Origin of the sequence: Pseudomonas sp. Seg1 (assembly GCF_018326005.1) — a bacterium.
In the GTDB taxonomy this organism is placed as follows: Bacteria; Pseudomonadota; Gammaproteobacteria; order Pseudomonadales; family Pseudomonadaceae; genus Aquipseudomonas.
The window spans coordinates 5887501-5911569 of sequence record NZ_AP021903.1 but is presented as its reverse complement, the minus strand read 5'-3'; the positions used below and the strand labels follow the sequence as shown (position 1 = coordinate 5911569).

The 24069-nt window shown below is 59.0% G+C and carries 24 protein-coding genes; 14 read left to right on the top strand and 10 right to left on the bottom strand.

Annotated elements, in window-relative coordinates; all coding sequences use genetic code 11:
* The first annotated feature begins 2 nt into the window (after window positions 1-2).
* From KI231_RS26650 to trpE, 5 genes are all read left to right on the top strand, one after another.
* Window positions 3-827 (top strand): ABC transporter permease, encoded by an 825-nt coding sequence (locus KI231_RS26650; RefSeq protein ID WP_064589486.1) that lies wholly within the window; start codon window positions 3-5, stop codon window positions 825-827.
* A gap of 226 nt (window positions 828-1053) precedes the next feature.
* Window positions 1054-2202, top strand: a complete 1149-nt coding sequence (locus tag KI231_RS26645) for an iron-containing alcohol dehydrogenase (protein ID WP_213026738.1) — start codon at window positions 1054-1056, stop codon at window positions 2200-2202.
* 114 nt (window positions 2203-2316) lie between these two features.
* Window positions 2317-2991, top strand: coding sequence for a ribulose-phosphate 3-epimerase (rpe, locus tag KI231_RS26640; RefSeq protein ID WP_003228808.1), 675 nt, complete (start codon window positions 2317-2319; stop codon window positions 2989-2991).
* Window positions 2988-3806 carry a phosphoglycolate phosphatase gene (locus tag KI231_RS26635; RefSeq protein WP_103304395.1) on the top strand — a complete coding sequence of 273 codons (819 nt, stop codon included), beginning with the start codon at window positions 2988-2990 and terminating at the stop codon, window positions 3804-3806. Before rpe ends, KI231_RS26635 begins: the two co-directional genes overlap by 4 nt.
* Before the next feature lie 71 nt (window positions 3807-3877).
* Complete coding sequence (gene trpE, locus KI231_RS26630) at window positions 3878-5356, top strand: anthranilate synthase component I (protein WP_213026737.1); 1479 nt, start codon at window positions 3878-3880, stop codon at window positions 5354-5356.
* A 306-nt stretch (window positions 5357-5662) separates the two neighbouring features.
* On the opposite strand, the gene estP is transcribed toward trpE, so the two are convergent.
* Window positions 5663-7570 (bottom strand): esterase EstP, encoded by a 1908-nt coding sequence (estP, locus tag KI231_RS26625; protein ID WP_213026736.1) that lies wholly within the window; start codon window positions 7568-7570, stop codon window positions 5663-5665.
* A gap of 407 nt (window positions 7571-7977) precedes the next feature.
* On the opposite strand from estP, the gene KI231_RS26620 reads away from it, so the two are divergent.
* The 4 genes from KI231_RS26620 (at window position 7978) to KI231_RS26605 (ending at window position 11262) form a co-directional block, all read left to right on the top strand.
* Window positions 7978-8571 carry an aminodeoxychorismate/anthranilate synthase component II gene (locus tag KI231_RS26620; protein ID WP_213026735.1) on the top strand — a complete coding sequence of 198 codons (594 nt, stop codon included), beginning with the start codon at window positions 7978-7980 and terminating at the stop codon, window positions 8569-8571.
* Between the two features lie 9 nt (window positions 8572-8580).
* Complete coding sequence (trpD, locus tag KI231_RS26615; protein ID WP_213026734.1) at window positions 8581-9630, top strand: anthranilate phosphoribosyltransferase; 1050 nt, start codon at window positions 8581-8583, stop codon at window positions 9628-9630.
* Window positions 9627-10466: an indole-3-glycerol phosphate synthase TrpC gene (trpC, locus tag KI231_RS26610; protein ID WP_103304390.1), complete on the top strand. Its 840-nt coding sequence runs from the start codon at window positions 9627-9629 to the stop codon at window positions 10464-10466. Before trpD ends, trpC begins: the two co-directional genes overlap by 4 nt.
* Before the next feature lie 97 nt (window positions 10467-10563).
* Window positions 10564-11262 carry a lipoate--protein ligase family protein gene (locus KI231_RS26605; protein ID WP_213026733.1) on the top strand — a complete coding sequence of 233 codons (699 nt, stop codon included), beginning with the start codon at window positions 10564-10566 and terminating at the stop codon, window positions 11260-11262.
* Between the two features lie 11 nt (window positions 11263-11273).
* Here the strand turns inward: KI231_RS26605 and crp are convergent, their stop codons facing one another.
* Window positions 11274-11918 carry a cAMP-activated global transcriptional regulator CRP gene (gene crp / locus KI231_RS26600; protein WP_103304388.1) on the bottom strand — a complete coding sequence of 215 codons (645 nt, stop codon included), beginning with the start codon at window positions 11916-11918 and terminating at the stop codon, window positions 11274-11276.
* A gap of 237 nt (window positions 11919-12155) precedes the next feature.
* Here crp and KI231_RS26595 point away from each other — a divergent pair, with 237 nt between their 5' ends.
* The gene (locus KI231_RS26595; RefSeq protein WP_007941657.1) at window positions 12156-12578 is read left to right on the top strand and encodes an OsmC family protein; all 423 of its coding nucleotides are present in this window, start codon (window positions 12156-12158) and stop codon (window positions 12576-12578) included.
* A gap of 237 nt (window positions 12579-12815) precedes the next feature.
* Window positions 12816-13610: an adenosylmethionine decarboxylase gene (gene speD, locus KI231_RS26590; RefSeq protein WP_103304387.1), complete on the top strand. Its 795-nt coding sequence runs from the start codon at window positions 12816-12818 to the stop codon at window positions 13608-13610.
* A gap of 119 nt (window positions 13611-13729) precedes the next feature.
* Here the strand turns inward: speD and coq7 are convergent, their stop codons facing one another.
* The 6 genes from coq7 to hemJ form a co-directional block, all read right to left on the bottom strand.
* Window positions 13730-14377: a 2-polyprenyl-3-methyl-6-methoxy-1,4-benzoquinone monooxygenase gene (coq7, locus tag KI231_RS26585; RefSeq protein WP_103304494.1), complete on the bottom strand. Its 648-nt coding sequence runs from the start codon at window positions 14375-14377 to the stop codon at window positions 13730-13732.
* Between the two features lie 194 nt (window positions 14378-14571).
* On the bottom strand, window positions 14572-14910 hold the full coding sequence (locus KI231_RS26580) for a histidine triad nucleotide-binding protein (protein WP_003228789.1): 339 nt from the start codon (window positions 14908-14910) through the stop codon (window positions 14572-14574).
* A gap of 81 nt (window positions 14911-14991) precedes the next feature.
* Window positions 14992-15780, bottom strand: coding sequence for an SDR family NAD(P)-dependent oxidoreductase (locus KI231_RS26575; RefSeq protein ID WP_025113537.1), 789 nt, complete (start codon window positions 15778-15780; stop codon window positions 14992-14994).
* 61 nt (window positions 15781-15841) lie between these two features.
* Entirely contained in the window at window positions 15842-16798 is a 957-nt protein-coding gene (locus KI231_RS26570; RefSeq protein ID WP_213026732.1) for a DUF805 domain-containing protein, read from the bottom strand.
* Window positions 16799-16875: 77 nt separating this feature from the next.
* Complete coding sequence (locus KI231_RS26565) at window positions 16876-17844, bottom strand: NAD(P)H-dependent flavin oxidoreductase (protein ID WP_213026731.1); 969 nt, start codon at window positions 17842-17844, stop codon at window positions 16876-16878.
* Between the two features lie 33 nt (window positions 17845-17877).
* On the bottom strand, window positions 17878-18306 hold the full coding sequence (gene hemJ / locus KI231_RS26560; RefSeq protein WP_034155111.1) for a protoporphyrinogen oxidase HemJ: 429 nt from the start codon (window positions 18304-18306) through the stop codon (window positions 17878-17880).
* A gap of 135 nt (window positions 18307-18441) precedes the next feature.
* Between hemJ and argC the strand changes: the two genes are divergently transcribed.
* Both argC and erpA read left to right on the top strand, forming a co-directional pair.
* Entirely contained in the window at window positions 18442-19476 is a 1035-nt protein-coding gene (gene argC / locus KI231_RS26555; RefSeq protein WP_213026730.1) for an N-acetyl-gamma-glutamyl-phosphate reductase, read from the top strand.
* Between the two features lie 168 nt (window positions 19477-19644).
* Window positions 19645-19995 (top strand): iron-sulfur cluster insertion protein ErpA, encoded by a 351-nt coding sequence (gene erpA, locus KI231_RS26550; RefSeq protein WP_003228776.1) that lies wholly within the window; start codon window positions 19645-19647, stop codon window positions 19993-19995.
* 74 nt (window positions 19996-20069) lie between these two features.
* Here erpA and KI231_RS26545 read toward each other — a convergent pair whose 3' ends face one another.
* The gene (locus KI231_RS26545) at window positions 20070-21161 is read right to left on the bottom strand and encodes an anhydro-N-acetylmuramic acid kinase (protein WP_213026729.1); all 1092 of its coding nucleotides are present in this window, start codon (window positions 21159-21161) and stop codon (window positions 20070-20072) included.
* 3 nt (window positions 21162-21164) lie between these two features.
* A complete protein-coding gene (locus KI231_RS26540) occupies window positions 21165-22589 on the bottom strand; it encodes a peptidoglycan DD-metalloendopeptidase family protein (protein WP_213026728.1) in 1425 nt (474 codons plus the stop codon).
* A gap of 213 nt (window positions 22590-22802) precedes the next feature.
* Here KI231_RS26540 and tyrS point away from each other — a divergent pair, with 213 nt between their 5' ends.
* Window positions 22803-24002 (top strand): tyrosine--tRNA ligase, encoded by a 1200-nt coding sequence (gene tyrS / locus KI231_RS26535; RefSeq protein ID WP_213026727.1) that lies wholly within the window; start codon window positions 22803-22805, stop codon window positions 24000-24002.
* Window positions 24003-24069 lie beyond the last annotated feature (67 nt).

The window sequence follows — 24069 nt, the reverse complement described above, 5'->3', positions numbered from 1 at the left end:
AAATGCTGAGTCCTTACATGTCGCCCATCGAACGGGTGTGGTTCTACAGCTTGCGGATTCTCTGCGGCTTGATCCTGCTGTTCCTGATTCTGCCGGTGCTGGTGATCGTGCCGCTGTCGTTCAACTCGGGCAGTTTTCTCGTGTACCCGCTGCAGGGCTTTTCGCTGCATTGGTATCAGGATTTTTTTGCTTCGGCGGAATGGATGCGCGCCCTGAAGAACAGCATCATCGTCGCCCCGGCCGCGACGGTGCTGGCGATGGTCTTCGGCACACTGGCGGCGATCGGTCTGACCCGCGGCGACTTCCCCGGAAAATCGCTGGTGATGGCGCTGGTGATTTCGCCGATGGTGGTGCCGGTGGTGATCATTGGTGTGGCGAGTTATCTGTTCTTCGCACCGCTGGGTTTGGGTAACAGCTTCTTCTCGCTCATCGTGGTGCATGCGGTGCTGGGTGTGCCGTTTGTGATCATCACGGTGTCGGCGACGTTGCAGGGGTTTAACCACAATCTGGTGCGTGCGGCCGCGAGTCTCGGTGCATCGCCGCTGACGGCGTTCCGCCGGGTGACCTTGCCGCTGATTGCGCCGGGGGTAATTTCCGGGGCGCTGTTTGCCTTCGCGACGTCGTTTGATGAAGTGGTGGTGACGCTGTTTCTGGCCGGGCCTGAGCAGGCGACGTTGCCAAGGCAAATGTTCAGCGGGATTCGGGAGAACTTGAGCCCGACCATCGCTGCTGCGGCTACGTTGCTGATCGCCTTTTCCGTCATCCTGCTGCTGACCCTGGAATGGTTACGAGGCCGCAGCGAAAAACTGCGTACCGCTCAGGTCTGACGCCGATCGTTCCCACGCTCTGCGTGGGAATGCCTCTCGGGACGCTCCGCGTTCCAGCTCGCGGATGGAACGCAGAGCGTCCCCGGCTGTATTCCCACGCGGAGCGTGGGAACAATCAGTGTGTACCATCCTCGCGACTGGGTCATTCACCACCTGAATAGCAGACAACCCCAAACCCTCAGCTAATCTTGTGCCCAGCTCCCACATCTATAAGAGGCTGCGCACGATGAGTCTGTCCCAGTTCAAAATCGCTCACAAACTGATCACCGGCGCCGCCGCCATCGAGCAACTGGCCGCCGAACTCACGCGCCTCGACATCGACAACCCGCTGATCGTCACCGACGTCGCGCTGGTCAAGTCCGGCACCGTCGAGTTGGCGCTGGTACAACTCGGCGGGCGCGACTACGAGATCTTCGACCGCGTACTGCCGGACCCGGAAATCGCCATCGTCGAAGACTGCATGCGCGTTTACCGCGAGGGCGGGCATGACGGTTTGATCGGCCTCGGTGGCGGCAGCGCCATCGACATCGCCAAAAGCGTGGCGGCGTACGCCGGTTACCACGGCGCGCTGGAGGACCTGTTCGGCGTCGACCAGGTGCCGCGCAAAGGCCCGCCGCTGATCGCCATTCCGACCACCGCCGGCACCGGCTCGGAAGTAACCAACGTGGCGATCCTCTCCGACAAAGTCGCGCAGTTGAAGAAAGGCATCGTCAGCGACTATCTATTACCGGACGTGGCGCTGGTCAGCCCGCAGATGACCCTGACTTGCCCGCGCAGCGTCACCGCCGCCAGTGGCGTCGACGCGCTGGTTCACGCCATCGAGTCCTATCTGTCGGTAAATGCCTCGCCGATCACCGACTCGCTGGCCATCGGTGCCATCAAACTGATTGCCAAGGCGTTGCCCAAGGCCTACGCCAACGGCGCCAATCTGCAAGCCCGCGAAGACATGGCCACCGCAAGCCTGATGGCCGGCATGGCGTTCGGTAATGCCGGGGTTGGCGCGGTGCATGCGCTGGCGTATCCGTTGGGCGGGCGCTACAACATCGCTCACGGGGTCAGCAATGCCTTGTTGCTGTCGTATGTCATGACCTGGAACAAAATGGCCTGCGTCGAACGCATGCAGGATATTGCCGAAGCCATGGGGGTGAAGACCGCTCATCTGAGTGCCAGCGAAGCGGCAGACAAAGCCGTGCAGGCCATGACCGATCTGTGCGCAGCGGTGGAAATTCCTGCCGGTCTGCGCAGTTTCGGTGTGCCGGAAGAGGCGATCCCGGCCATGGCCGTGGAGGCCGCGGGCATCGAGCGCTTGATGCGCAACAACCCACGCAAGCTCAGCGCCGTGGATATCGAGAAGATCTATCGCGCGGCGTACTGAGTCGACATCGGTCACCGCTCATGGCACAACCCAATCATCGCGGTCACGGTGCGCGCGCGGAAACTTGAGGTATACAATGCGCGCCATCGTGATTTAGCTCAGAAAAGGTGCGTCATGCAGCCCTTCGTAATTGCTCCGTCGATTCTCTCTGCCGACTTCGCTCGCCTCGGCGAAGAAGTAGACAACGTTCTGGCCGCTGGTGCCGACTTCGTTCACTTCGATGTCATGGACAACCACTACGTGCCCAACCTGACCATTGGTCCGATGGTCTGCGCGGCACTGCGCAAGTACGGCATCACCGCGCCGATCGACGCGCACCTGATGGTCAGCCCGGTGGACCGCATCGTCGGCGACTTCATCGAGGCCGGCGCGACTTACATCACCTTCCACCCGGAAGCCACGCTGCACGTCGATCGCTCGCTGCAACTGATCCGTGAGGGCGGCTGCAAATCCGGTCTGGTGTTCAACCCGGCGACCCCGCTGGACGTGCTCAAGTACGTGATCGACAAGGTCGACATGGTCTTGCTGATGAGCGTCAACCCGGGCTTTGGCGGGCAGAAGTTCATTCCCGGCACCCTCGACAAACTGCGCGAAGCGCGGGCGATCATCGATGCCTCGGGCCGTGACATCCGTCTGGAAATCGATGGCGGCGTCAACGTCAACAACATCCGTGAAATCGCCGCCGCTGGCGCCGACACGTTCGTGGCCGGCTCGGCGATCTTCAACGCGCCGAACTATCAGGAAGTCATCGACAAGATGCGTTCCGAGCTGGCGCTGGCACGTCCATGAGCGGTTTTGAGCAGCTGTTCCCGGGCAAACTGCCACGGTTGGTGATGTTCGATCTGGATGGCACGCTGATCGACTCGGTTCCCGACCTGGCGGCAGCGGTGGACAACATGCTGCTCACCCTCGGCCGCCAACCTGCGGGCATCGACGCGGTGCGCGAGTGGGTTGGCAACGGCGCGCCTGTACTGGTGCGCCGCGCACTGGCCGGTGGCATCGATCACTCCGCCGTGGATGACGTCGAGGCCGAGCACGCGCTCGAGGTTTTCATGGAGGCTTACGGCGCCAGCCATGAGCTGACCGTGGTTTATCCCGGCGTGCGCGACACCCTCAAGTGGCTGCACAAGCAGGGCGTGGCCATGGCGCTGATCACCAACAAGCCGGAGCGCTTCGTCGCGCCGTTGCTGGATCAGATGAAGATCGGCCGCTACTTCAAGTGGATCATCGGCGGTGACACGCTGCCGCAGAAGAAGCCTGACCCGGCCGCGCTGTTCTTCGTGATGAAAATGGCCAACATCCCGGCCTCGCAATCGTTGTTCGTCGGCGACTCGCGCAGCGACGTGCTGGCGGCGAAAGCGGCAGGGGTCAAATGCGTGGCACTGAGTTACGGCTACAACCATGGCCGACCGATTGCCGAGGAATCCCCGGCGCTGGTGATCGACGATCTGCGCAAGCTAATTCCCGGTTGCCTCGGTACGGCCGCTGAGATAACGTTGCCCGACGCTTCTCAATCCCCTTCTGGAAACGCCATCGTGGTGGTCACCCGCAAACTCTGGATGAAAGTCATCAAGGCCCTGGCCCGCTGGCGTTGGCGCGCCTGACTTGTTCCTGGCCGGCCTGCCGGCGCGTTTGCACACCTGACTGATTTGCCCCTCACACCACGAGGCACCTTATGATCCGCGAAGAATTCCTGCGCTTGGCCGCCGACGGCTACAACCGCATCCCGCTGGCCTGCGAAACCCTGGCCGACTTCGACACGCCGCTGTCGATCTACCTGAAACTGGCCGACCAGCCCAACTCCTACCTGCTCGAATCGGTGCAGGGCGGCGAGAAATGGGGCCGATATTCGATCATCGGCCTGCCGTGCCGCACCGTGCTGCGGGTTCACGATCATCACGTGAGCATCACCGTCGACGGCGTCGAGACCGAAAGTCATGACGTCGAAGACCCGTTGGCCTTCGTCGAAACCTTCAAGGCGCGCTACAACGTGCCGACCATCGCCGGCCTGCCGCGTTTCAACGGTGGCCTGGTCGGTTACTTCGGTTACGACTGCGTGCGTTATGTCGAGAAGCGCTTGGGCAAATGCCCGAACCCGGATCCGCTGGGTGTGCCAGACATTTTGCTGATGGTCTCCGACGCTGTCGTGGTGTTCGACAACCTTGCCGGCAAGATGCACGCGATCGTCTTGGCCGATCCTTCGCAGACTGATGCCTACGAGCAAGGTCAGGCGCAATTGCAGGAACTGCTGGAGAAATTGCGCCAGCCGATCACTCCGCGCCGTGGCCTGGACTTCAGCAAGCAGCAAGCGGCTGATCCGGTGTTCCGTTCCAGTTTCACCCAGGACGATTACGAAAAAGCCGTCGACACCATCAAGGAATACATCCTCGCCGGTGACTGTATGCAGGTCGTGCCGTCGCAGCGCATGTCGATTGACTTCAAGGCTGCGCCGATCGATCTGTACCGCGCACTGCGTTGTTTCAACCCGACGCCGTACATGTATTTCTTCAACTTCGGTGACTTCCATGTCGTCGGCAGTTCGCCGGAAGTGCTGGTGCGGGTCGAAGACAACCTGATCACCGTGCGCCCGATCGCCGGTACGCGCCCGCGTGGGGCGACCGAAGAAGCGGATCTGGCGCTGGAAGAAGACTTGCTGTCGGACGACAAAGAGATCGCTGAGCACTTGATGCTGATCGATCTGGGGCGTAACGACACGGGGCGTGTTTCGGAAATCGGCTCGGTGAAGCTCACCGAGAAAATGGTCATCGAGCGTTATTCCAACGTGATGCACATTGTTTCCAACGTCACTGGCCAGTTGAAAGAAGGGCTGACGGCGATGGATGCATTGCGGGCGATTCTGCCGGCGGGCACCTTGTCCGGCGCGCCGAAAATTCGTGCGATGGAAATCATCGACGAACTGGAGCCGGTCAAACGTGGCGTGTATGGCGGTGCAGTCGGTTACTTCGCCTGGAACGGCAACATGGACACTGCGATTGCGATCCGCACCGCGGTGATCAAGAACGGCGAGTTGCACGTGCAGGCCGGTGGCGGCATCGTCGCCGACTCGGTGCCGGCGCTGGAATGGGAAGAAACCCTGAACAAACGCCGCGCGATGTTCCGCGCCGTGGCCCTGGCCGAGCAAACCCCGGACTGACCACACATCCCCCTGTAGGCGTGAGCCTTTGTGGCGAGGGGATTTATCTCCGATGGGGCGCGAAGCGGCCCTGAAAGCTGCAACACGGATTCTTCAGGTGTACCGTGCGCAATGGGTTTTCGACTGCTGCGCCGCCGATCGGGGCGGTGCGACGTTTCGCTAAATCCCCTCGCCACAGGTCAATGTCGCCCATCCCGGAAAATATGATCCATAAAAAAAGCGGCGCCTGTGAGGGCGCCGCTTTTTTATGGCCTGCAACAAACCCCTGTAGGAGCCGCCGTAGGCTGCGATCTTTTGATCTACCGCTTAAAAATCCAGTACCACCCCAACATTCACGCCCTGCTGGGTAAAGTCATCATCCTTGCGCAATGTGTACCCGCCACGCAGCGCCAGATCCGCCGTGAGCTTGTGGCTGACGCCCAAGCTCAAACGGTTCAAGTGGCTCTGCGGCGTATAGCCCTCAAGCTTGAAGTCATTCGCCGGCAAGGTATTAAGCGCGATGTTGACCTTCTGCACATCATCTTCGTACTCACGCTCATGCGCGTACTCACCAAACACCTGAGTTTGCGGAGTGAAGTTGTACTTGCCCTGAATGCCGACGCCCAAACGTTTCGAATCGCGAGCCTGGTCATCGAAGGTCAGCGCCGTGGCGCGGTTGCTCTTCTCCGAGTAGCCATCGACATCGACGCTGGCGTAATCGGCGCTGACGAACGGCGACAGATGCCATTCGCTGCCCGGCTGAGCGATGTCGTAACCGACACGGGTGCTGAAGGCCCACAGATGGCCGTCGGTATCACCCTTTTCCGCACCCTCGCTGGCGCCCAGGTCGAACTTGCGCTTGAGGTTGTCGTAGTCGAGTTTGCCGCCGGTCAATGCCGCGTCAGCCCACCAACGGTTTTGCTGGAATTGGGCAAACGCTGTAGCCAGATAGCTGTTGAGTTTGTAGTCCGAATCGTTATGACCGGCCTCCAGGTTCTGCCGGTAGAAGCCCGCTGCCACGCCAACGCGCCAAGCATCGTTGAGGCGATAACTGCCGCCGACATTCAGGTTGTAACCGCTGCCATCGGCGCTGGCGCCGCTGCTTTGGCTGTCGACATCCAAGTGTTGGCCGCCGGCGGAGACAATCGCCCGCCATTGGCCGACCGCTTGCCAGTTCTCCCAGTCCGCCTGCCATTGGCTGCGCAGCTCATCCTGATGCGCACGCACGGTGGCGTGGGCCATTTCCGGCAACAGTGTCAGTTCCCACGGCGCGGCGAGCAGTGAATAGGCGTAATCGGAGATGAGTTTCTGTCCGGCTTCGGTCGGGTGTACGCCGTCGTTGTAGATCAACTTGCTCGGATCCGGTGTCGCACTGTTGATGCCGTAACGGGCGTTTTCCGGGCAACTGCTGCCGCTGAAGCAGGTCGCGGTCAGGTTTTGATCGGTGGCGAGGCCGAAGCGCCCCGGGTCGGCGAACACTTCCGACAACAACGCCGGAATGTTCAACGGAATGATTTCGGCGTTGATGCCTTGCAGGCGGGTCACCAGTTGACTGTTGAACTGGCTGGCGAGCTGACTGCTGAACGCCTGCAACGGGGTGCCGTTGATGGCCGGGGTCAGGCCGACGTCAGGCAACAGCCAGACCATCACGTATTTGGCGCCGGCGGTTTGCAGCGCTTGCACACTGTCGGCCAATCGGTCGGCACCGGCGTTGGCCTGGGGCAGGCTGAGAATCCGCCCTTGCAGGAAGTCGTTGCCGCCGCCGGAGATGTAGTACAGCGCGTTCGGATCGGCGCGCAAACCGTTCGACGGCAAGTAGCCTGCGCGGGTGCGTTCGCCGGTCGCGGATTGAGTGGTGATCGAATCGAGAATCTGGTCGGTACGATATCCGCCCACTGCCCAGTTGTTGCCATCCGGCAGGCCTTCGTTGGCGCGCACAGCCGAACTGGAAGACGCTGTCTGGTCCGGGGTGAAACCGAGGCGGCCACCGAGTAGTTGGGTGGCATTCAGCGAGCGCTGTTCACCGCTGCCGTCCAGATAAACCGGGCCGGTACGGTTGGTGTAGCGCTGAGTGGCACCGGCCGGGCCGCCGGTGTCGGTGAAGGTCCCGGCATCGTTGAGGCTGTCGCCGAAGACAATGAAATTCGAGTAGGGATTTGGCGCTGCATTCGCCTGGGCGCAGGCCAGTGCGAGCAAGCATCCGGCCAGCGGTACAAACAACGTCTGTTTGATCATGAGCAAGTCCGTTTATTTATTGTTGTAGGTGAACGAAACGACAGTACCAAAAACTTCCGGCCTTTTGCCATCGGTCGCGAATCCTCCCCCGGTTTTATCTCCCGCAGGCCCGGCCATATTGCACGCTCCGCCCAGCTAAGTTACTGTGCCGGAACGTATGAACGAGACCTTCCCCGTGTTGATCACCAGCAAACTTCTGGATCAAGTCATCAAGGCACACGCCCGCTGGCGTTGGCGCGCCTGAATCTTTTCTGCCGGCTCCGCCGGATCTGTATCGCTTTGCCTTCCTTGCCCGTTTGAAATACCGCTTTGCCGACGCCACTGGCGCGTCCGACATCGTGCAGCGCTCTGCGGGCAGGTCATCTGAAGGCTGTCTTCAAGTCAGAATTCAAGAGGTTCGAAACGCCATGTTGCTGATGATCGACAACTACGACTCCTTTACTTACAACGTTGTGCAATACCTCGGCGAGCTGGGTGCCGAAGTCAAAGTCGTGCGCAACGACGAACTGACCATCGCCGAAATCGAAGCGCTCAACCCCGAGCGTATCGTGGTGTCCCCCGGTCCGTGCACGCCGAGCGAAGCCGGCATCTCCATCGAAGCCATCAAGCACTTTGCCGGCAAACTGCCGATCCTCGGTGTCTGCCTCGGCCACCAGTCCATCGGCCAGGCCTTCGGTGGCGACGTAGTACGTGCCCGCCAAGTCATGCACGGTAAGACTAGCCCGGTATTCCACGAGGACAAGGGCGTTTTCCAAGGCCTGAATCATCCGCTGACCGTTACCCGTTATCACTCGCTGATCGTCAAGCACGAGACGTTGCCCGATTGCCTGGAGCTGACCGCGTGGACACAACACGATGACGGCAGCGTCGACGAAATCATGGGCCTGCGTCACAAGACCCTGAACATTGAGGGCGTACAGTTCCACCCCGAGTCGATCCTGACCGAACAGGGCCATGAACTGTTTGCCAACTTCCTCAAACAAACCGGCGGCACGCGCTAAGGACTTCCCATGAATATCAAGACAGCCCTGAGCCGTATCGTCGATCACCTCGACCTCAGCACCGATGAAATGCGCGACGTGATGCGCGAAATCATGACTGGCCAATGCACCGACGCGCAGATCGGCGCGTTCATGATGGCCATGCGCATGAAGAGCGAGAGCATCGACGAAATCGTCGGCGCCGTGTCGGTCATGCGCGAGCTGGCCGATCAGGTTGAACTGAAAACCCTCGACGGCGTGGTCGATGTGGTGGGTACCGGCGGTGACGGTGCCAACATCTTCAACGTGTCGACCGCTTCTTCCTTTGTTGTCGCCGCTGCCGGTTGCACCGTGGCCAAACACGGCAACCGCGCGGTCTCGGGCAAAAGCGGCAGTGCCGATCTGCTGGAGGCGGCCGGCATTTATCTGAACCTGACGCCGGTGCAGGTCGCCCGTTGCATCGACAACGTCGGCATCGGTTTCATGTTTGCCCAGACGCACCACAAAGCCATGAAGTACGCCGCCGGCCCGCGCCGCGATCTCGGTCTGCGTACGCTGTTCAACATGCTCGGCCCGCTTACGAATCCGGCCGGTGTGAAACATCAGGTGGTGGGCGTTTTCACTCAAGCCTTGTGCCGGCCGCTGGCCGAAGTCTTGCAGCGTCTGGGCAGCAAACACGTACTGGTCGTGCATTCGAAAGATGGCCTGGACGAATTCAGCCTCGCTGCGCCGACTTTTGTCGCCGAGCTGAAAAACAACGAAATCACTGAATATTGGGTCGAACCCGAAGACTTGGGCATGAAGAGCCAGAGCCTGCACGGTCTGTCGGTCGAAGGCCCGGAAGCGTCGCTGGCGCTGATTCGCGACGCGTTGGGCAAGCGCAAAACCGAAAACGGCCAGAAAGCCGCCGAAATGATTGTGCTCAATGCCGGTGCGGCGATGTATGCCGCTGACCTGGCCAGCAGTTTGAAACAGGGCGTGGAGCTTGCGCACGACGCTCTGCACACTGGGCTCGCTCGGGAAAAACTCGAGGAGCTGGGTGCCTTTACCGCGGTATTCAAAGTGGAGAATGAGGGATGAGTGTACCGACGGTTCTGGAAAACATTCTGGCGCGCAAAGTTCAGGAAGTTGCCGAGCGTAGCGCTCGCGTCAGCCTGAGCGAGCTGGAAAGTCTGGCCAAGGCGGCCGATGCACCCCGTGGTTTTGCCCAGGCATTACTGGCGCAAGCCAAGAAGAAGCAGCCTGCGGTGATTGCCGAAATCAAAAAGGCCTCGCCGAGCAAAGGCGTGATCCGCGAGAACTTCGTGCCGGCCGACATCGCCAAAAGCTACGAGAAGGGCGGGGCGACCTGCCTGTCGGTGCTGACCGACATCGATTACTTCCAGGGCGCCGACATCTACCTGCAACAGGCGCGTGCGGCGTGCAAGTTGCCGGTGATCCGCAAGGACTTCATGATCGACCCGTACCAGATCGTCGAAGCCCGTGCGCTCGGCGCCGACTGCGTACTGTTGATCGTCTCCGCACTGGATGACGTGAAAATGGCCGAGCTGGCATCCGTCGCCAAAGGCGTCGGTCTCGACGTGCTGGTGGAAGTGCATGACGGCGATGAGCTGGAGCGCGCGTTGAAAACCCTCGACACGCCGTTGGTTGGGATCAACAACCGCAACCTGCACACCTTCGACGTCAGCCTGGAAACCACCCTCGACCTGTTGCCGCGTATTCCGCGTGATCGCCTGGTCATTACCGAGAGCGGCATTCTCAACCGCGCCGATGTCGAGCTGATGGAAATCAGCGACGTTTACGCGTTTTTGGTCGGCGAGGCGTTCATGCGCGCGGAAAACCCGGGCACCGAACTGCAGCGGTTGTTCTTCCCGGAGCGCGGTGGTCCGGTAGTCAGCGGTTCGACCCTCGACTGATCAAGTCTTCTCAGGCGCCCGCGTCCCCTGTGGGAGCGGGCTTGCCCGCGAAGGCGGCATAAGACTCACCTCAGACTCATCGTCCTACGGAACCCTTATGATCCCCACCCCCCTGACCATCGAAGCCGGCCTGCAAGCCGAACAGGATTTACTGGCCTCGATCTGCGCCGGCGACGCCGAGTTCGGCCTGCTGTTCTGGCAACCCAGCGACCGCGCCCTGGTCATGCCGCGCCGCCTCAATCGCCTGCCCGGATTCGAACACGCCTGCGAAGTCTCCGCTGCTGCCGGTTGGCCGGTCCTGTTGCGTGAAACCGGCGGTGAACCGGTCCCGCAATCGACCGCAACCATCAACATCGCCTTGGTCTACGCCCCGCCACGCAGCGAAGGCGATCTGAACCGGATCGAAACCGGCTATCGACGTCTGTGCGATCCGATCTGTCAGTTACTCGATGAGTTGGGTGGTGTTTCGTCGTTGGGTGAAATCGAAGGCGCGTTCTGCGATGGTCGCTTCAACGTTAATCTCGACGGTCGCAAAATGGTCGGCACGGCTCAACGTTGGCGCCAGAGTCAGGGCGGGCAACGTCCGGTTGGCTTGGTTCACGGTGCAATGCTGATGGATAACGAGCGTGAATCGATGGTGGCGGCCGTCAATCGCTTCAACGAAGCTTGCGGCCTGGAGCAGCGGGTGCGGGCGCAAAGCCACATTGCCCTGCACGAAAAATTCAACGCGCCACAGGCGTTGGCGCGTCTTGATGAGTTGTTTCGTCTGATGCTGGCGCAGATGTACAGCGCCTGATTTTTACCGGCTTACCGTGTACCGAAGACCACCATGGTCTTGCCTTTCACATCGACCAGGTTGCGTTCCTCAAGATCCTTGAGCACGCGACCGACCATCTCCCGTGAACAGCCGACAATCCGTCCGATTTCCTGGCGGGTCACCTTGATCTGCATGCCGTCCGGGTGGGTCATGGCGTCCGGCTGCTTGCACAACTCCAGCAGGCAACGGGCGACACGACCGGTGACGTCGAAGAATGCCAGATCGCCGACCTTGCGCGTGGTGTTGCGCAGGCGTTGTGCGATTTGTCCGCTCAGCACGTAAAGAATGTCTGGATCCTGCTGGGACAATTCGCGGAACTTGGCGTAGCTGATTTCGGCGATTTCGCACTCGACCTTGGCGCGCACCCAGGCACTGCGTTCTTGCTCCTGGCCGGCCTGTTCGAACAGGCCCAGTTCACCGAAGAAATCTCCGGCGTTGAGGTAAGCGATGATCATCTCGCGGCCATCGTCATCTTCGATCAGGATCGTCACCGAGCCCTTGATGATGAAGTACAGCGTATCGGAACGGTCGCCAGCACAAATAATGTTGCTCTTGGCCGCATGGCGACGACGCTGGCAATGCATCAGCAGCTTGTCGAGGTTCTTGATTTTGGGTGTTGGGGTAATAGCAACCATGGTTGTATCCCGAAAAGACTGCACGGTGATGTTTGATTTTTTTATGAGGCGCTGAAGGCGGTCGCTACACAGCTGGCATGGGCGCCAGCGAATTGGCGCCAGCTTACCAGACACTTCGTCGAAAATTCGAGAAATTACCTACGTCCTAGAGGCATCCGTCCTAGGATCGCCGCTGGCTGTCAGACCGGGGCGCTGTGCTAAGCTGGCGACCCTTTTTTCTACAGTGGAGTCTTGGCGATGAAGGCACGCATCCAATGGGCTGGCGAAGCCATGTTCCTCGGCGAGTCCGGCAGTGGTCATGTCGTGGTCATGGATGGTCCGCCGGACGCCGGTGGCCGTAATCTGGGTGTTCGCCCGATGGAGATGCTGCTGCTGGGCGTCGGCGGCTGCAGTAACTTCGACGTGGTCAGCATTCTGAAGAAGTCCCGTCAGGCTGTTGAGAGCTGCGAAGCCTTCCTTGAAGCCGAGCGCGCAACCGAAGATCCGAAGGTGTTCACCAAGATTCACATGCACTTCGTGGTCAAGGGCCGTGGCCTGAAAGAAGCCCAGGTCAAACGCGCCATCGAGCTGTCCGCCGAAAAGTATTGCTCGGCCTCGATCATGCTTGGCGCCGCAGGTGTGGCAATTACCCACGACTACGAAATCATCGAACTCGGTTGAGCCGACATTCAACTATCATAAAAGCAGTGCAGACTCTGGCGATCCCCCGCTGACGTCTGCATAATGCGCCACTTTTTTCAGGGCAGTGATCGGTCAACCGACGGGTCATCCGCCTGAACAGATAACCAAAATCGCCATCGCGAAGAGGTGTTAACCGTCCTACGCAGGTGCGTTGTTCGCACTTGACGGGCATGCTTGATCACGCGGCCGTGCCGCATACATAGAGAGTTTTTAACGGTGAAAAGCAAACTCAAGCTCCACGGGTTCAATAACCTGACAAAGACCTTGAGCTTCAACATCTATGACATCTGCTACGCGGAGACCCCGCAAGACCAGCAGGCTTACGTCGAGTACATCAATCAAGAGTACAACGCCGAACGCCTGACGCAGATCCTCACGGAAGTTGTCGAAATCATTGGTGCCAACATTCTGAACATTGCGAGTCAGAACTATGAGCCTCAGGGTGCCAGCGTCACGATTCTGATCTCGGAAGAGCCGGTAACCCCGACCGAAAGCCAGATCGAAGAATCGCCGGGTCCTTTGCCCGAAATTATCCTGGCCCACCTCGACAAGAGCCACATCACGGTGCATACCTACCCGGAAATCCATCCGGACGCCGGTATCGCGACTTTCCGTGTGGACATCGATGTGTCGACCTGTGGTGTCATTTCACCGCTTAAAGCGCTCAATTTCCTCATTCACCAGTTCGATTCGGACATCGTGACTGTGGATTACCGTGTGCGCGGCTTCACCCGTGACGTTGAGGGCAACAAGCACTTCATCGACCACGAGATCAATTCGATCCAGAACTACCTGTCCGAAGACACTCGCGACGCGTATCAGATGACCGACGTGAACGTGTACCAGGAAAACCTGTTCCACACCAAAATGCTGCTGAAAAACTTCGAACTGGACAACTACCTGTTCGGCGATGCCACCAGCAACCTGTCCCCTGAGCAACGTGCCCAGGTGACCGATCGTGTGAAACACGAAATGCTCGAGATTTTCTACGCGCGCAACATGCCAGCGTAAGAGTTTCAGGCACAAAAAAAGGCGACTGTCTCAGGACCGTCGCCTTTTTTATTGCTCAAACAAAGAACCCTGTAGGAGTGAGCCTGCTCGCGATGAGGCCCTCAGCACCCAAACAGATCTCAGATCCGATAAGTGCTTTTGGTCATCACCTTGGCCAAAAGACTCATCCCGAATTTCACCGGCGCCGGAAACCGGAAGCCACCAGCCTCCAGCGCACTCTCCGCATGGTGCTCTTCATCTATACGCATCTGCTCAAGAATCGCCCGGGACTTCTCATCCTCGGCCGGCAGTTGCTCCAGATGCTCATTCAAATGCTTGCACACCTGATGCTCGGTCGCCGCAACAAACCCGAGGCTGACCTTGTCGCTGATCAGCCCGGCAACCGCGCCAATGCCGAACGACATGCCGTAGAACAGCGGATTCAACACGCTGGTATGGCTGCCTAACTGGTGAATGCGCTGTTCGCACCAGACCAGATGATCAATCTCCTCTTCGGCCGCGTGCTCCATGGCTTCGCGTACCTGCGGCAGCTTGGCGGTCAGCGCCTGCCCCTGATACAGCGCCTGGGCACAGACTTCGCCGGTATGGTTGATGCGCATGAGGCCGGCAACATGGCGAGTGTCTTCGTCGCTCATTTGCGTTTCCGGCTGCAGAATCGCCGGCGACGGACGGTACGGCTGACCGCTGAAGGGCAGCAAGGTACGCATCGCGGCATCGGCTTGCAGCAGAAGACGGTCAATTGGCGAATAGTGACGTTGGGTAGTCATGCTGACCTCCGGGAAGAATCTCGGCGGCCAGTTTAACCGAATCGGCCGGAGAAGGTTTGCGCTGGGTCATTTGATGCGCGGTCAAGCTTTCGTGGGAGCGAGCCTGCTCGCGAAGGCATATTGTCAGGCGCTGATGAATTGAATGTGCCGACGTCTTCGCGAGCAGGCTCGCTCCCACAGTGTGCGTGTGACGTTTAGCCCGGCGGCCAGTTCATCTGGCGTTGACCGAGTACATGCATATGAATGTGGTAGACGGTCTGCCCACCTTTTTCATTGCAGTTCATCACCACCCGGAAGCCTTCTTCACAGCCCAGCTCCAGCGCCAGACGTTGCGCTGTGAACAGGATGTGCCCGGCCAGTGCCTTGTCGTCTTCGGTGAGGTCGTTGAGGGTGCGCACCGGTTTCTTCGGGATCACCAGAAAATGCACTGGTGCCTGTGGAGCGATGTCATGGAACGCCAGAACCTGGTCGTCCTCGTAAATGATCTTGGCCGGGATCTCCCGGTTGATGATCTTGGTGAACAGAGTATCCACTGCTGTTTTCTCCGTTGTGTGGGCGAGTCTGAGTCTACTCATGGGGAATGAACCCGCCCAGTTGTTTTGCCGTAGGACGGTTCAGCGCGGGCAGTAGGCCTTGTTGACCATGCCAACGATGGTGCGATTGAGCCAGCGCGAACCCAGTCGCGGTAGAAAGGCGAACCAGCGATTGCGTCGTCCCGGAATGATGATCGCGCGGTTCTTCTCCAGTGCTCGCACGGTGTAAAGCGCGACTTCTTCCGGGCTCATCAGCAATTTGCTGTCTTTGAGTTTGTCGCTGTTCAGTTGTGCGGTACGAAAGAAAGCCGTGCGGGTAGGGCCGGGGCAGAGCACCGATACCTTTACCGCGCTTTGTTTGAGCTCGACCCGCAGTGCTTCGGAGAAGTGCAGCACGTAGGCTTTGCTGGCGTAATAGGTGCTCATCCACGGGCCAGGATTGAACGCCGCTACCGAGGCGACGTTGAGAATCTGGCCGCCACCCTGCAGCGCCATGCTGTTGCCGATGGCATGGCACAGGCGGGTGAGGGCGAGGATGTTCACTTCAATCAGGTCCTGCTCGGTCATCCAGTCCTGAGCGAGAAACGGGCCGCAGGTGCCAATGCCGGCGCAGTTCACCAACAGATCGATCTGCCGGTCGCCTTCTTCCAGCTCCAGCAGGAAACCGGACAGGCGCAACGGCTCGCCCAGGTCGCAGGCACGAAACAACACCTCAACGCCGAAGCGTTGGGTCAGTTCGATTGCAATACTTTCCAGCTGATCACGCTGTCTTGCCACCAGAATCAAGCTGCGGCCGCGCCGGGCCAGGGCTTCGGCCATGGCCAGGCCAATGCCGCTGGAGGCGCCAGTGATCAGAGCGTAACGGGTCATGCAATTCTCCATCGCAACAGCTCCGCGCCAGCGACGCGGGTGTCACGGCGGGGAGCGCTGTTCATTCTTTCGCAGAGTCTACAGGGGCCTGCGCCGCTTCGGCTGCATCGTCAGCAGAATTCGCTGCCGGTTCGACCTCTACGTCGATTTCATCGGTGGTCACCGAGCCGCTGTCGTAGCTGCTTTCGAGGCTGGTTTCGTACTCCTGCTGAATGGCCGAGATCCCTCCGAGCATTCCACCCACAAAAAACAGCCCGATAAACACGATCCACAGTGCGCTCAGCACTTTGACCGCCGTGCTGTTGGGCGGCGGTGGTGGGCCGTAGCGATTGGCGCCGGTATTGCCTGGTACGACCATGATCACAAAAGGAAAAATGCTGCCGACCAGCGGGACGAGGTTGAGCAACCACAGCCAGCCGGACCAGCCGATATCGTGCAGGCGTTGAACAGTGAACAGAATACTGATGATGATCAGCGCCAAGCCTAAAAAGACCGCGACGATGCCGCCGATGATCAGACCACCGGTGGAGTCGGAACTGACAAGTCCCACGGCAATCAGCGCGAATATGCTGAGAATCGGCAGGCTCACCAGCGTTACGACCATGGTCCAGGCCAGAAAGCGCAGGCGCCCGATCCGGCCTTCGACGCTGAACGGCTTGAGCATAGCGAATGCCGGAAGGTTTTCACCGACGTTGGCCTGGGGAGGTGCATAAGGCGAGCTAGGCTCTGCATAGGCTGGAGCAGGGGAGTGCTCGTGGACGTCCGAGAGATTCAGCTCGATGGCAGTTTCAGTTTCGACGCGTGCATCGATCCCGGTTTTGCTCAGCGCTTGCAGATAGGCTTGCGCGTCGCTATGGGACAGATCGCGTTTGAGTGCCACTGTGCGGCCGTTGAACAGGCGCTCAATGGCGGCCACGTCGCTTTTGAACAGGTCTGCCAGATTGAGCTTGGCAGTGGTGATGTCGACGCCGGGCTGTAGAGCACCGTCGAAAACGATCTTGTAACGGGGGTCGCTCATGGCCGAGGCATCCTTGTCGCGATTAGATTCAAAGGTCGTCAGTGTAAGGCCAGTCTGCTCGCGACTGGCCTGATTTTTTAGCGCGGCCAGCGCTTCGGCAACTGTGCTGCACGTTCCTGGGCCTGACGATATTCCGCGTCGAGGCGCGTGATCAACTGATCGACGCTTGGCAGATCATCGATCTGCCCCACACCCTGGCCGGCTGACCACACGGTCTTCCAGGCCTTGGCTTCGTCGCTGATCGGTTTGAGCTTGTCGCCGAAATTCACTTCACCTTTGCCTTGCAGTGCGGCCAAGTCGAAACCGGCCGCCTCCAGGCTTTGGCGCATGAAACTGGCCGGTACTCCCGACACCGCTGGAGTATGGATGATGTCTGCCGCTTTGGCTGTCAGCAGCATCTCCTTGTAGGCGTCAGGCGCATGACTTTCGGTGGTGCCGATAAAACGCGTACCGAAGTAGGCCAAATCCGCACCAAGCATCTGCGCAGCCAGAATCTCATGACCATGGTTCAGACATCCTGCAAGCAGCAGCGTCTTGTCGAAGAACTCGCGGATCTCGGCGATCAGCGCAAACGGGCTCCAGGTACCAGCATGGCCCCCGGCGCCGGCCGCAACCGCGATCAAACCGTCGACACCGGCCTCGGCAGCCTTCTCGGCATGCCGGCGCGTGGTGACGTCGTGAAAGACCAGGCCACCATAGCTGTGCACCGCATCCACCAGTTCCTTGACGGCGCCAAGGCTGGTGATGACGATCGGCACTTTATGTTCGACGCAGATGTTCAAATCCGCCTGCAAGCGCGGGTTGCTGTTGTGAACAATCAGGTTCACTGCGTATGGCGCCGGGTTGTCCAGTGTCGCTAGGCCCGCCTCGATCTGCTCCAGCCAGGCTTTGAACCCGCTGCTTTCGCGTTGATTCAGTGCCGGAAAGCTGCCGACCACGCCGTTTCGGCAACAGGCCAGCACCAGTTCCGGGTTGGAAATCAGGAACATCGGCGCCGCCACTACCGGCAAACGCAGACGTTGTTCGAGCAAAGCGGGCAACGACATTATGAACACCCCAAAGAGTTGTACTTGTTGAAGTTAGAACGGCTTGACCACGACCAGAATTACGATAGCCAGCAATATCAGAACCGGGACTTCATTGAACCAGCGATAAAAGACATGGCTGCGGGTGTTCTCGCCACGGGCAAAACGTTTTACCTGCGCGCCGCACATGTGGTGGTAACCGATCAGCAGGACCACAAGGGTCAGCTTGGCGTGGATCCAGCCGCCCATGCTGAAGATGCTCGGGTTGAGATAGATCAGCCAGCCGCCGAAGATCAACGTGGCGATCATCGCCGGCCCCATGATGCCGCGATACAACTTGCGCTCCATGACGCTGAAGCGTTCTTTGCTGATCGTGTCTTCACTTTGCGCGTGATAAACGAACAGTCTCGGCAGATAGAACAGGCCGGCAAACCAGCACACGATGCTGACGATATGAAACGCTTTGATCCATAGATAGAGCATTTTTAGTTATTCCCAGGTTCACGGTAGCCCGGATAGTAGAGGCTTGAGCGTCCGCACGTCACCTTGACGGTTGTCGCAGGCGCGCGCGGCCCCTATTATCGACGGCTTTCCAGTGGGTTCGTTGAGGGCAGGTTTATGGTCAAGGTCGGTATCGTCGGCGGCACGGGTTACACCGGTGTCGAACTGCTGCGTCTGTTGGCACAGCATCCGCAGGCAGAAGTGGTCGTGATCACTTCCCGATCCGAGGCCGGTCTGGCCGTGGCTGACATGTACCCGAACCTGCGCGGTCATTACGACGGCCTGGCATTCAGCGTGCCGGACATCAAAACTCTGGGCGCTTGCGACGTGGTGTTCTTCGCCACGCCGCATGGTGTTGCTCACGCACTGGCGGGTGAACTGCTGGCAGCGGGCACCAAGGTCATTGACCTGTCGGCTGACTTCCGTCTGCAGGATGCAGAAGAGTGGGCCAAGTGGTACGGTCAGCCGCACGGCGCGCCGGAGCTGCTGGATGAGGCGGTTTACGGTCTGCCTGAAGTCAATCGCGAGCAGATCAAAAAAGCGCGCCTGATTGCTGTTCCGGGCTGCTATCCGACTGCTACTCAGCTCGGTTTCCTGCCGTTGCTTGAGGCGGGTCTGGCCGATGCCTCGCGTCTGATCGCCGACTGCAAATCCGGTGTCAGCGGTGCCGGTCGCGGTGCGGCTGTAGGTTCGCTGTACTCCGAGACGTCGGAAAGCATGAAGGCTTACGCGGTAAAGGGTCACCGTCACCTGCCGGAAATTCGTCAGGGCCTGCGTCGTGCAGCAGGCAAGGACGTTGGTCTGACCTTCGTTCCGCACCTGACGCCAATGATTCGTGGTATCCACTCGACGCTTTACGCGACGGTGGTCGATCGTTCGGTGGGTTTGCAGGCATTGTTCGAAAAGCGCTATGCCAATGAACCGTTCGTCGACGTGATGCCGGCTGGCAGCCATCCGGAAACCCGCAGCGTGCGCGGTGCCAACGTCTGCCGTATCGCGGTGCATCGTCCGCAGGATGGTGATCTGGTGGTGGTGTTGTCGGTGATCGATAACCTTGTCAAAGGCGCGTCGGGTCAGGCTGTGCAGAACATGAACATTCTGTTTGGCCTGGATGAGCGCTTCGGCCTGTCCCATGCCGGTATGCTGCCGTAACACTTTATCGCGCACAGCAAAAAGGCCCGTTAAGCGGGCCTTTTTGCATTCTGAACCGGTGATCGGCTTTATTGATATACCGTAACAATAGTTGACCGATTTTCTAGGACAAGCGGATAATGCGCGTCATCACGCATTATGGCGGCGTAACGCCGGGAGATAGTCAGCATGAGCGTCGAATCCTTCACCCCCACGGCTTTGCAATTCACCCAGGGTGCCGCGCACAAGGTGAAGAGCCTGGTCGATGAAGAGGGGAATGATCGCTTGAAGCTGCGCGTATTCGTTACGGGCGGCGGTTGTTCGGGGTTTCAGTACGGTTTCACCTTCGATGAAGATGTGGCCGAGGACGACACCATTGTCGAGCGCGAAGGCGTGAGTCTGGTGGTGGATCCGATGAGTTTCCAATACCTGGCGGGTGCCGAAGTGGACTACCAGGAAGGTCTGGAAGGTTCGCGCTTCGTGATCAAGAATCCGAACGCCACCACCACGTGTGGTTGCGGGTCTTCGTTCTCGATCTGATTGCACTCGCTGCACACAACAAAGCGCCGCAGAGCCTCACGGTTCTGCGGCGTTTTTTGTTGTCGGCGTTTGACTCAGTTGGGATAGATGGCGCCGAGTACGCGCAGGCCTTTGGCGCCGGTGACGCTTGGGCGATTGGCAGCAATGCCTTCTAGGCAGCAATGAGCCAGCCAGGCAAAGGCCATGGCTTCGACCCAGTCTGGATCTACGCCGTGGGTAGCGGTGCTGGCGACTTTTGTGTTCGGCAGCAAATCGGCCAAGCGTTGCATTAGCGTTGCGTTGTGCGCGCCGCCGCCGCAGACCAACAGTTCCTGAGTATCCGGCTGAGCGTTTTGCAGCGACTCGACAATGGTCAGAGCGGTCAGATCGAGCAGCGTGGCTTGCACGTTTTCAGCGGGGAAGGCTGGCAGGTGCGAAAGGTGTTGCTCCAGCCAGGGTAGGTTGAACACCTCTCGTCCGGTGCTTTTCGGGCCCTTGGTGACGAAGAATGGATCGCTGAGTAGCGCTTCCAGTAATGTCGGCTCAACGGTACCTGTTTTCGCCCAGTCTCCATTGCGATCATAGTTTTCGCCGCGTTGCTGCTGAATCCAGGCGTCCATCAGAACGTTCCCAGGGCCGCAGTCGAAACCGGCTACAGGCTTGGTCGGCTCAATCAGGCTGAGATTGCTGAAACCGCCGACATTCAAGACCGCCTGGTTGCCGGTACGCTCTTCGAACAACGCTTCATGGAAGGCTGGCACCAGAGGCGCGCCTTGGCCGCCGGCGGCGACGTCTCGACTGCGGAAGTCACTGACGACGGTAATGCCCGTCAGCTCGGTCAACAGGGCAGGGTTACCAATCTGTACGGTGAAACCGCGAGCGGGCTCATGGCGGATGGTCTGGCCATGGCTACCGATTGCGCGGATGTGTTCAGGTTTGAGTTGCTGCTGATCGAGAAGGGTATGAATGCCCTGGGCTGCAAGCTTCACCCAGTGCTGCTGAGCAATCGCCGAGCGGGCGATCTCGTCGGGACCGCTGGCGCACAAGCCGAGGAGCTCGGTGCGCAGCGATTCAGGCATGGGAATGTAATGCGTAGCGATCAGCTTGATCGCCGAGGTCTGTTCGATCAGGGCGATGTCCAGACCGTCGAGGCTGGTTCCGGACATCACGCCGATATACAGGGCCATGACTCAGCGTTTGCTCGAGGCCAGCATGGTGGCCTTCTCTTGGTCCATACGCGCCATCAATGGCTGGCTCTGAGCCAAGAAGCGAGCACGCTCGGCTTTGGCAATCGGATCGGCCATTGGCAGCTTCTGGCCCAGCGGGTCGACGTGCACGCCGTTAACCTGGAACTCGTAGTGCAAGTGCGGGCCAGTCGACAGGCCGGTAGTGCCGATGTAGCCGATCACTTGCCCCTGCTTCACGGTGCCGCCGGTTTTCACGCCTTTGGCGAAGCCCTGCATGTGGCCGTACAGCGTGCGGTAGGTGTTGCCGTGCTGGATGATCACCGTGTTGCCGTAACCGCCGCGGCGGCCGGCGAGCAGCACTTTACCGTCACCGGCAGCCTTGATTGGCGTGCCGCGTGGGGCTGCGTAATCAACGCCTTTGTGAGCGCGGATCTTGTTGAGGATCGGGTGTTTGCGGCCCATGGAGAACTTGGAGCTGATACGGGCAAAGTCCACCGGCGTACGGATGAACGCCTTGCGCATGCTGTTGCCATCGGCGGTGTAATAGCTGCTGTTGCCTTGCTTGTTGGTGTAACGCACGGCGGTGTAGGTCTTGCCGCGGTTGGTGAAGCGCGCCGAGAGGATCGGGCCATTGCCGACAGCCTTGCCGTTGACCACTTTCTGTTCGTAAATCACGTCGAATTCGTCGCCCTGACGGATGTCCTGAGCAAAGTCGACGTCATAGCCGAATACGCTGGCCATATCCATGGTCAGGCTATGTGACAGGCCGGCGCGGGCAGCAGACTGAGACAGCGAGCTATTGATTACGCCGTGGACGTAAGCGGTGCGAACGGTTGGCTTTGCAGTGACGCGGTTAAACGCATAACCCTTGTCATTCTTGGTCAGGGTGATGGTTTCAACGTCACTGACCTTGCTGTGCAGGCTGGTCAGTTGGCCTTCGGGGTTGAGTTCAAACTCGAGCTTCTGGCCGTGTTTGAGCTGGCTGAACTGCTTGGCTCGCTTGTCGCTGGCCAGAATTTCATGCACGGCCGCGGCCGGCAAGCCTACCTTTTCAAACAGCGTAGATAGCGTATCGCCTTTCGCGACAACAACTTCTCGATGACCTGGGGCTTTTGGTTTTTCGGCGACGGGTGCTGGCGCGGGTGCGGCTTCAGCCGTTTGCGAAGTGGTTTCGTCGCTGTTTTCTATCTGTGCAAACGGGGAGGTTACAGGCTCATTTGTGGCTTGAGCCGCGTCGGCAGCGTCTTGATCTTGTGTCAGTTGTTCAGCAGGACTTTCCAGTTCAAGGCTCAGGGTCGTCTTTTTGGCTTCAACATCGCTGGAAGGAAATACCAGGAGCGCCAGGCTAAGTAGGGCGGCGATTCCACTTGCGGCGAGCAGGTGGGTCTTCGGGTAAAGCGGTGGCGCTTTAGACGGTTCGGTGGTCATAAGTAATTTTGACTTTTGAAAAGTGATGAATTGGAAAAGATGAATGACATGATGAAGATGAAATAACTGTATAAAATATAACCAAATCATCTCTGAAGCAAGTCTACAGACGTCGCGTCTGTGGATTGGTGTCCGTGCGCCGGGCAAAACTTGTAATTGGTGCACGATCTTGTATGGTTGGTTCCCTTTGAATCTGAGCCTTGCGGGTCTGTTATGAAGTCGGTTGAAGAGCAGCTAGCGCTGATTAAACGTGGTGCGGAAGAACTATTGGTCGAGTCCGAGCTGATCGAGAAGCTCAAGCGCGGCCAACCGCTGCGTATCAAGGCTGGTTTCGATCCGACCGCCCCGGATCTGCACTTGGGTCATACCGTGCTTATTAATAAGCTGCGTCAGTTCCAGGAGCTGGGGCATCAGGTGATCTTCCTTGTAGGTGACTTCACCGGGATGATCGGTGACCCGAGTGGCAAGAGCGCCACTCGTCCGCCACTGACTCGCGAGCAGGTTCTCGAGAATGCCGAGACCTACAAGACTCAGGTTTTCAAGATTCTTGATCCGGCGAAAACCGAAGTTGCGTTCAACTCCACCTGGATGGATCAGATGGGGCCGGCGGACTTCATTCGCCTGACTTCGCAATACACTGTCGCTCGTATGCTTGAGCGTGATGACTTCGACAAGCGCTACACCACCAATCAGCCGATTGCCATTCATGAGTTCCTCTATCCGCTGGTTCAGGGTTACGACTCGGTTGCTCTGCGCGCGGATGTCGAGTTGGGTGGTACCGATCAGAAGTTCAATTTGCTGATGGGTCGTGAGTTGCAGCGTGGTTATGGTCAAGAGGCTCAGTGCATTCTGACCATGCCGTTGCTTGAAGGTCTGGATGGCGTGAAGAAGATGTCCAAGTCGCTGGGCAACTATGTCGGTATTCAGGAAGCTCCGGGTGTCATGTATAGCAAGCTGGTTTCGATTCCGGATGCGCTGATGTGGCGTTACTTCGAATTGCTCAGCTTCCGTTCGATGGATGAGATCAATGCGTTCCGTGCTGATGTAGAGGCGGGTGCCAATCCTCGTGACATCAAGATCAAGCTGGCTGAAGAGATCGTTGCGCGTTTTCATGGCGAAGAAGCAGCAGCGAATGCTCACCGCGGTGCGGGCAATCGCATGAAAGAAGGTGAGTTGCCGGATGATCTGCCGGAAATCGAACTGACCTCTGCTGAGGATATGCCGATTGCCGCTGTCCTTAATAAGGCAGGCCTGGTGAAGAACTCGGCAGCTGCTCGTGATCTGCTGGCAGCTGGCGGTGTACGTATAGATGGTGAGGTGGTTGATCGCTCCTTTATATACGCAGTGGGCGCGACCCACGTTTGCCAGGCTGGCAAGAAGGCTTTTGCACGCATTACGTTGAAATCTGAATAAAGTTGGAATTAGGGGTTGACGGCGAATTCTAGAGGTCTATAATTCGCCCCACTTCCGGCGCAGTCGA

Excerpts from the sequence above, each read along its gene's own strand:
- KI231_RS26650 (WP_064589486.1), top strand. The coding sequence starts at position 3 with ATGCTGAGTCCTTACATGTCGCCCATCGAACGGGTGTGGTTCTACAGC.
- KI231_RS26645 (WP_213026738.1), top strand. The coding sequence starts at position 1,054 with ATGAGTCTGTCCCAGTTCAAAATCGCTCACAAACTGATCACCGGCGCC.
- rpe (WP_003228808.1), top strand. The coding sequence starts at position 2,317 with ATGCAGCCCTTCGTAATTGCTCCGTCGATTCTCTCTGCCGACTTCGCT.
- KI231_RS26635 (WP_103304395.1), top strand. The coding sequence starts at position 2,988 with ATGAGCGGTTTTGAGCAGCTGTTCCCGGGCAAACTGCCACGGTTGGTG.
- trpE (WP_213026737.1), top strand. The coding sequence starts at position 3,878 with ATGATCCGCGAAGAATTCCTGCGCTTGGCCGCCGACGGCTACAACCGC.
- estP (WP_213026736.1), bottom strand. The coding sequence starts at position 7,570 with ATGATCAAACAGACGTTGTTTGTACCGCTGGCCGGATGCTTGCTCGCA.
- KI231_RS26620 (WP_213026735.1), top strand. The coding sequence starts at position 7,978 with ATGTTGCTGATGATCGACAACTACGACTCCTTTACTTACAACGTTGTG.
- trpD (WP_213026734.1), top strand. The coding sequence starts at position 8,581 with ATGAATATCAAGACAGCCCTGAGCCGTATCGTCGATCACCTCGACCTC.
- trpC (WP_103304390.1), top strand. The coding sequence starts at position 9,627 with ATGAGTGTACCGACGGTTCTGGAAAACATTCTGGCGCGCAAAGTTCAG.
- KI231_RS26605 (WP_213026733.1), top strand. The coding sequence starts at position 10,564 with ATGATCCCCACCCCCCTGACCATCGAAGCCGGCCTGCAAGCCGAACAG.
- crp (WP_103304388.1), bottom strand. The coding sequence starts at position 11,918 with ATGGTTGCTATTACCCCAACACCCAAAATCAAGAACCTCGACAAGCTG.
- KI231_RS26595 (WP_007941657.1), top strand. The coding sequence starts at position 12,156 with ATGAAGGCACGCATCCAATGGGCTGGCGAAGCCATGTTCCTCGGCGAG.
- coq7 (WP_103304494.1), bottom strand. The coding sequence starts at position 14,377 with ATGACTACCCAACGTCACTATTCGCCAATTGACCGTCTTCTGCTGCAA.
- KI231_RS26575 (WP_025113537.1), bottom strand. The coding sequence starts at position 15,780 with ATGACCCGTTACGCTCTGATCACTGGCGCCTCCAGCGGCATTGGCCTG.
- KI231_RS26570 (WP_213026732.1), bottom strand. The coding sequence starts at position 16,798 with ATGAGCGACCCCCGTTACAAGATCGTTTTCGACGGTGCTCTACAGCCC.
- KI231_RS26565 (WP_213026731.1), bottom strand. The coding sequence starts at position 17,844 with ATGTCGTTGCCCGCTTTGCTCGAACAACGTCTGCGTTTGCCGGTAGTG.
- hemJ (WP_034155111.1), bottom strand. The coding sequence starts at position 18,306 with ATGCTCTATCTATGGATCAAAGCGTTTCATATCGTCAGCATCGTGTGC.
- argC (WP_213026730.1), top strand. The coding sequence starts at position 18,442 with ATGGTCAAGGTCGGTATCGTCGGCGGCACGGGTTACACCGGTGTCGAA.
- erpA (WP_003228776.1), top strand. The coding sequence starts at position 19,645 with ATGAGCGTCGAATCCTTCACCCCCACGGCTTTGCAATTCACCCAGGGT.
- KI231_RS26545 (WP_213026729.1), bottom strand. The coding sequence starts at position 21,161 with ATGGCCCTGTATATCGGCGTGATGTCCGGAACCAGCCTCGACGGTCTG.
- KI231_RS26540 (WP_213026728.1), bottom strand. The coding sequence starts at position 22,589 with ATGACCACCGAACCGTCTAAAGCGCCACCGCTTTACCCGAAGACCCAC.
- tyrS (WP_213026727.1), top strand. The coding sequence starts at position 22,803 with ATGAAGTCGGTTGAAGAGCAGCTAGCGCTGATTAAACGTGGTGCGGAA.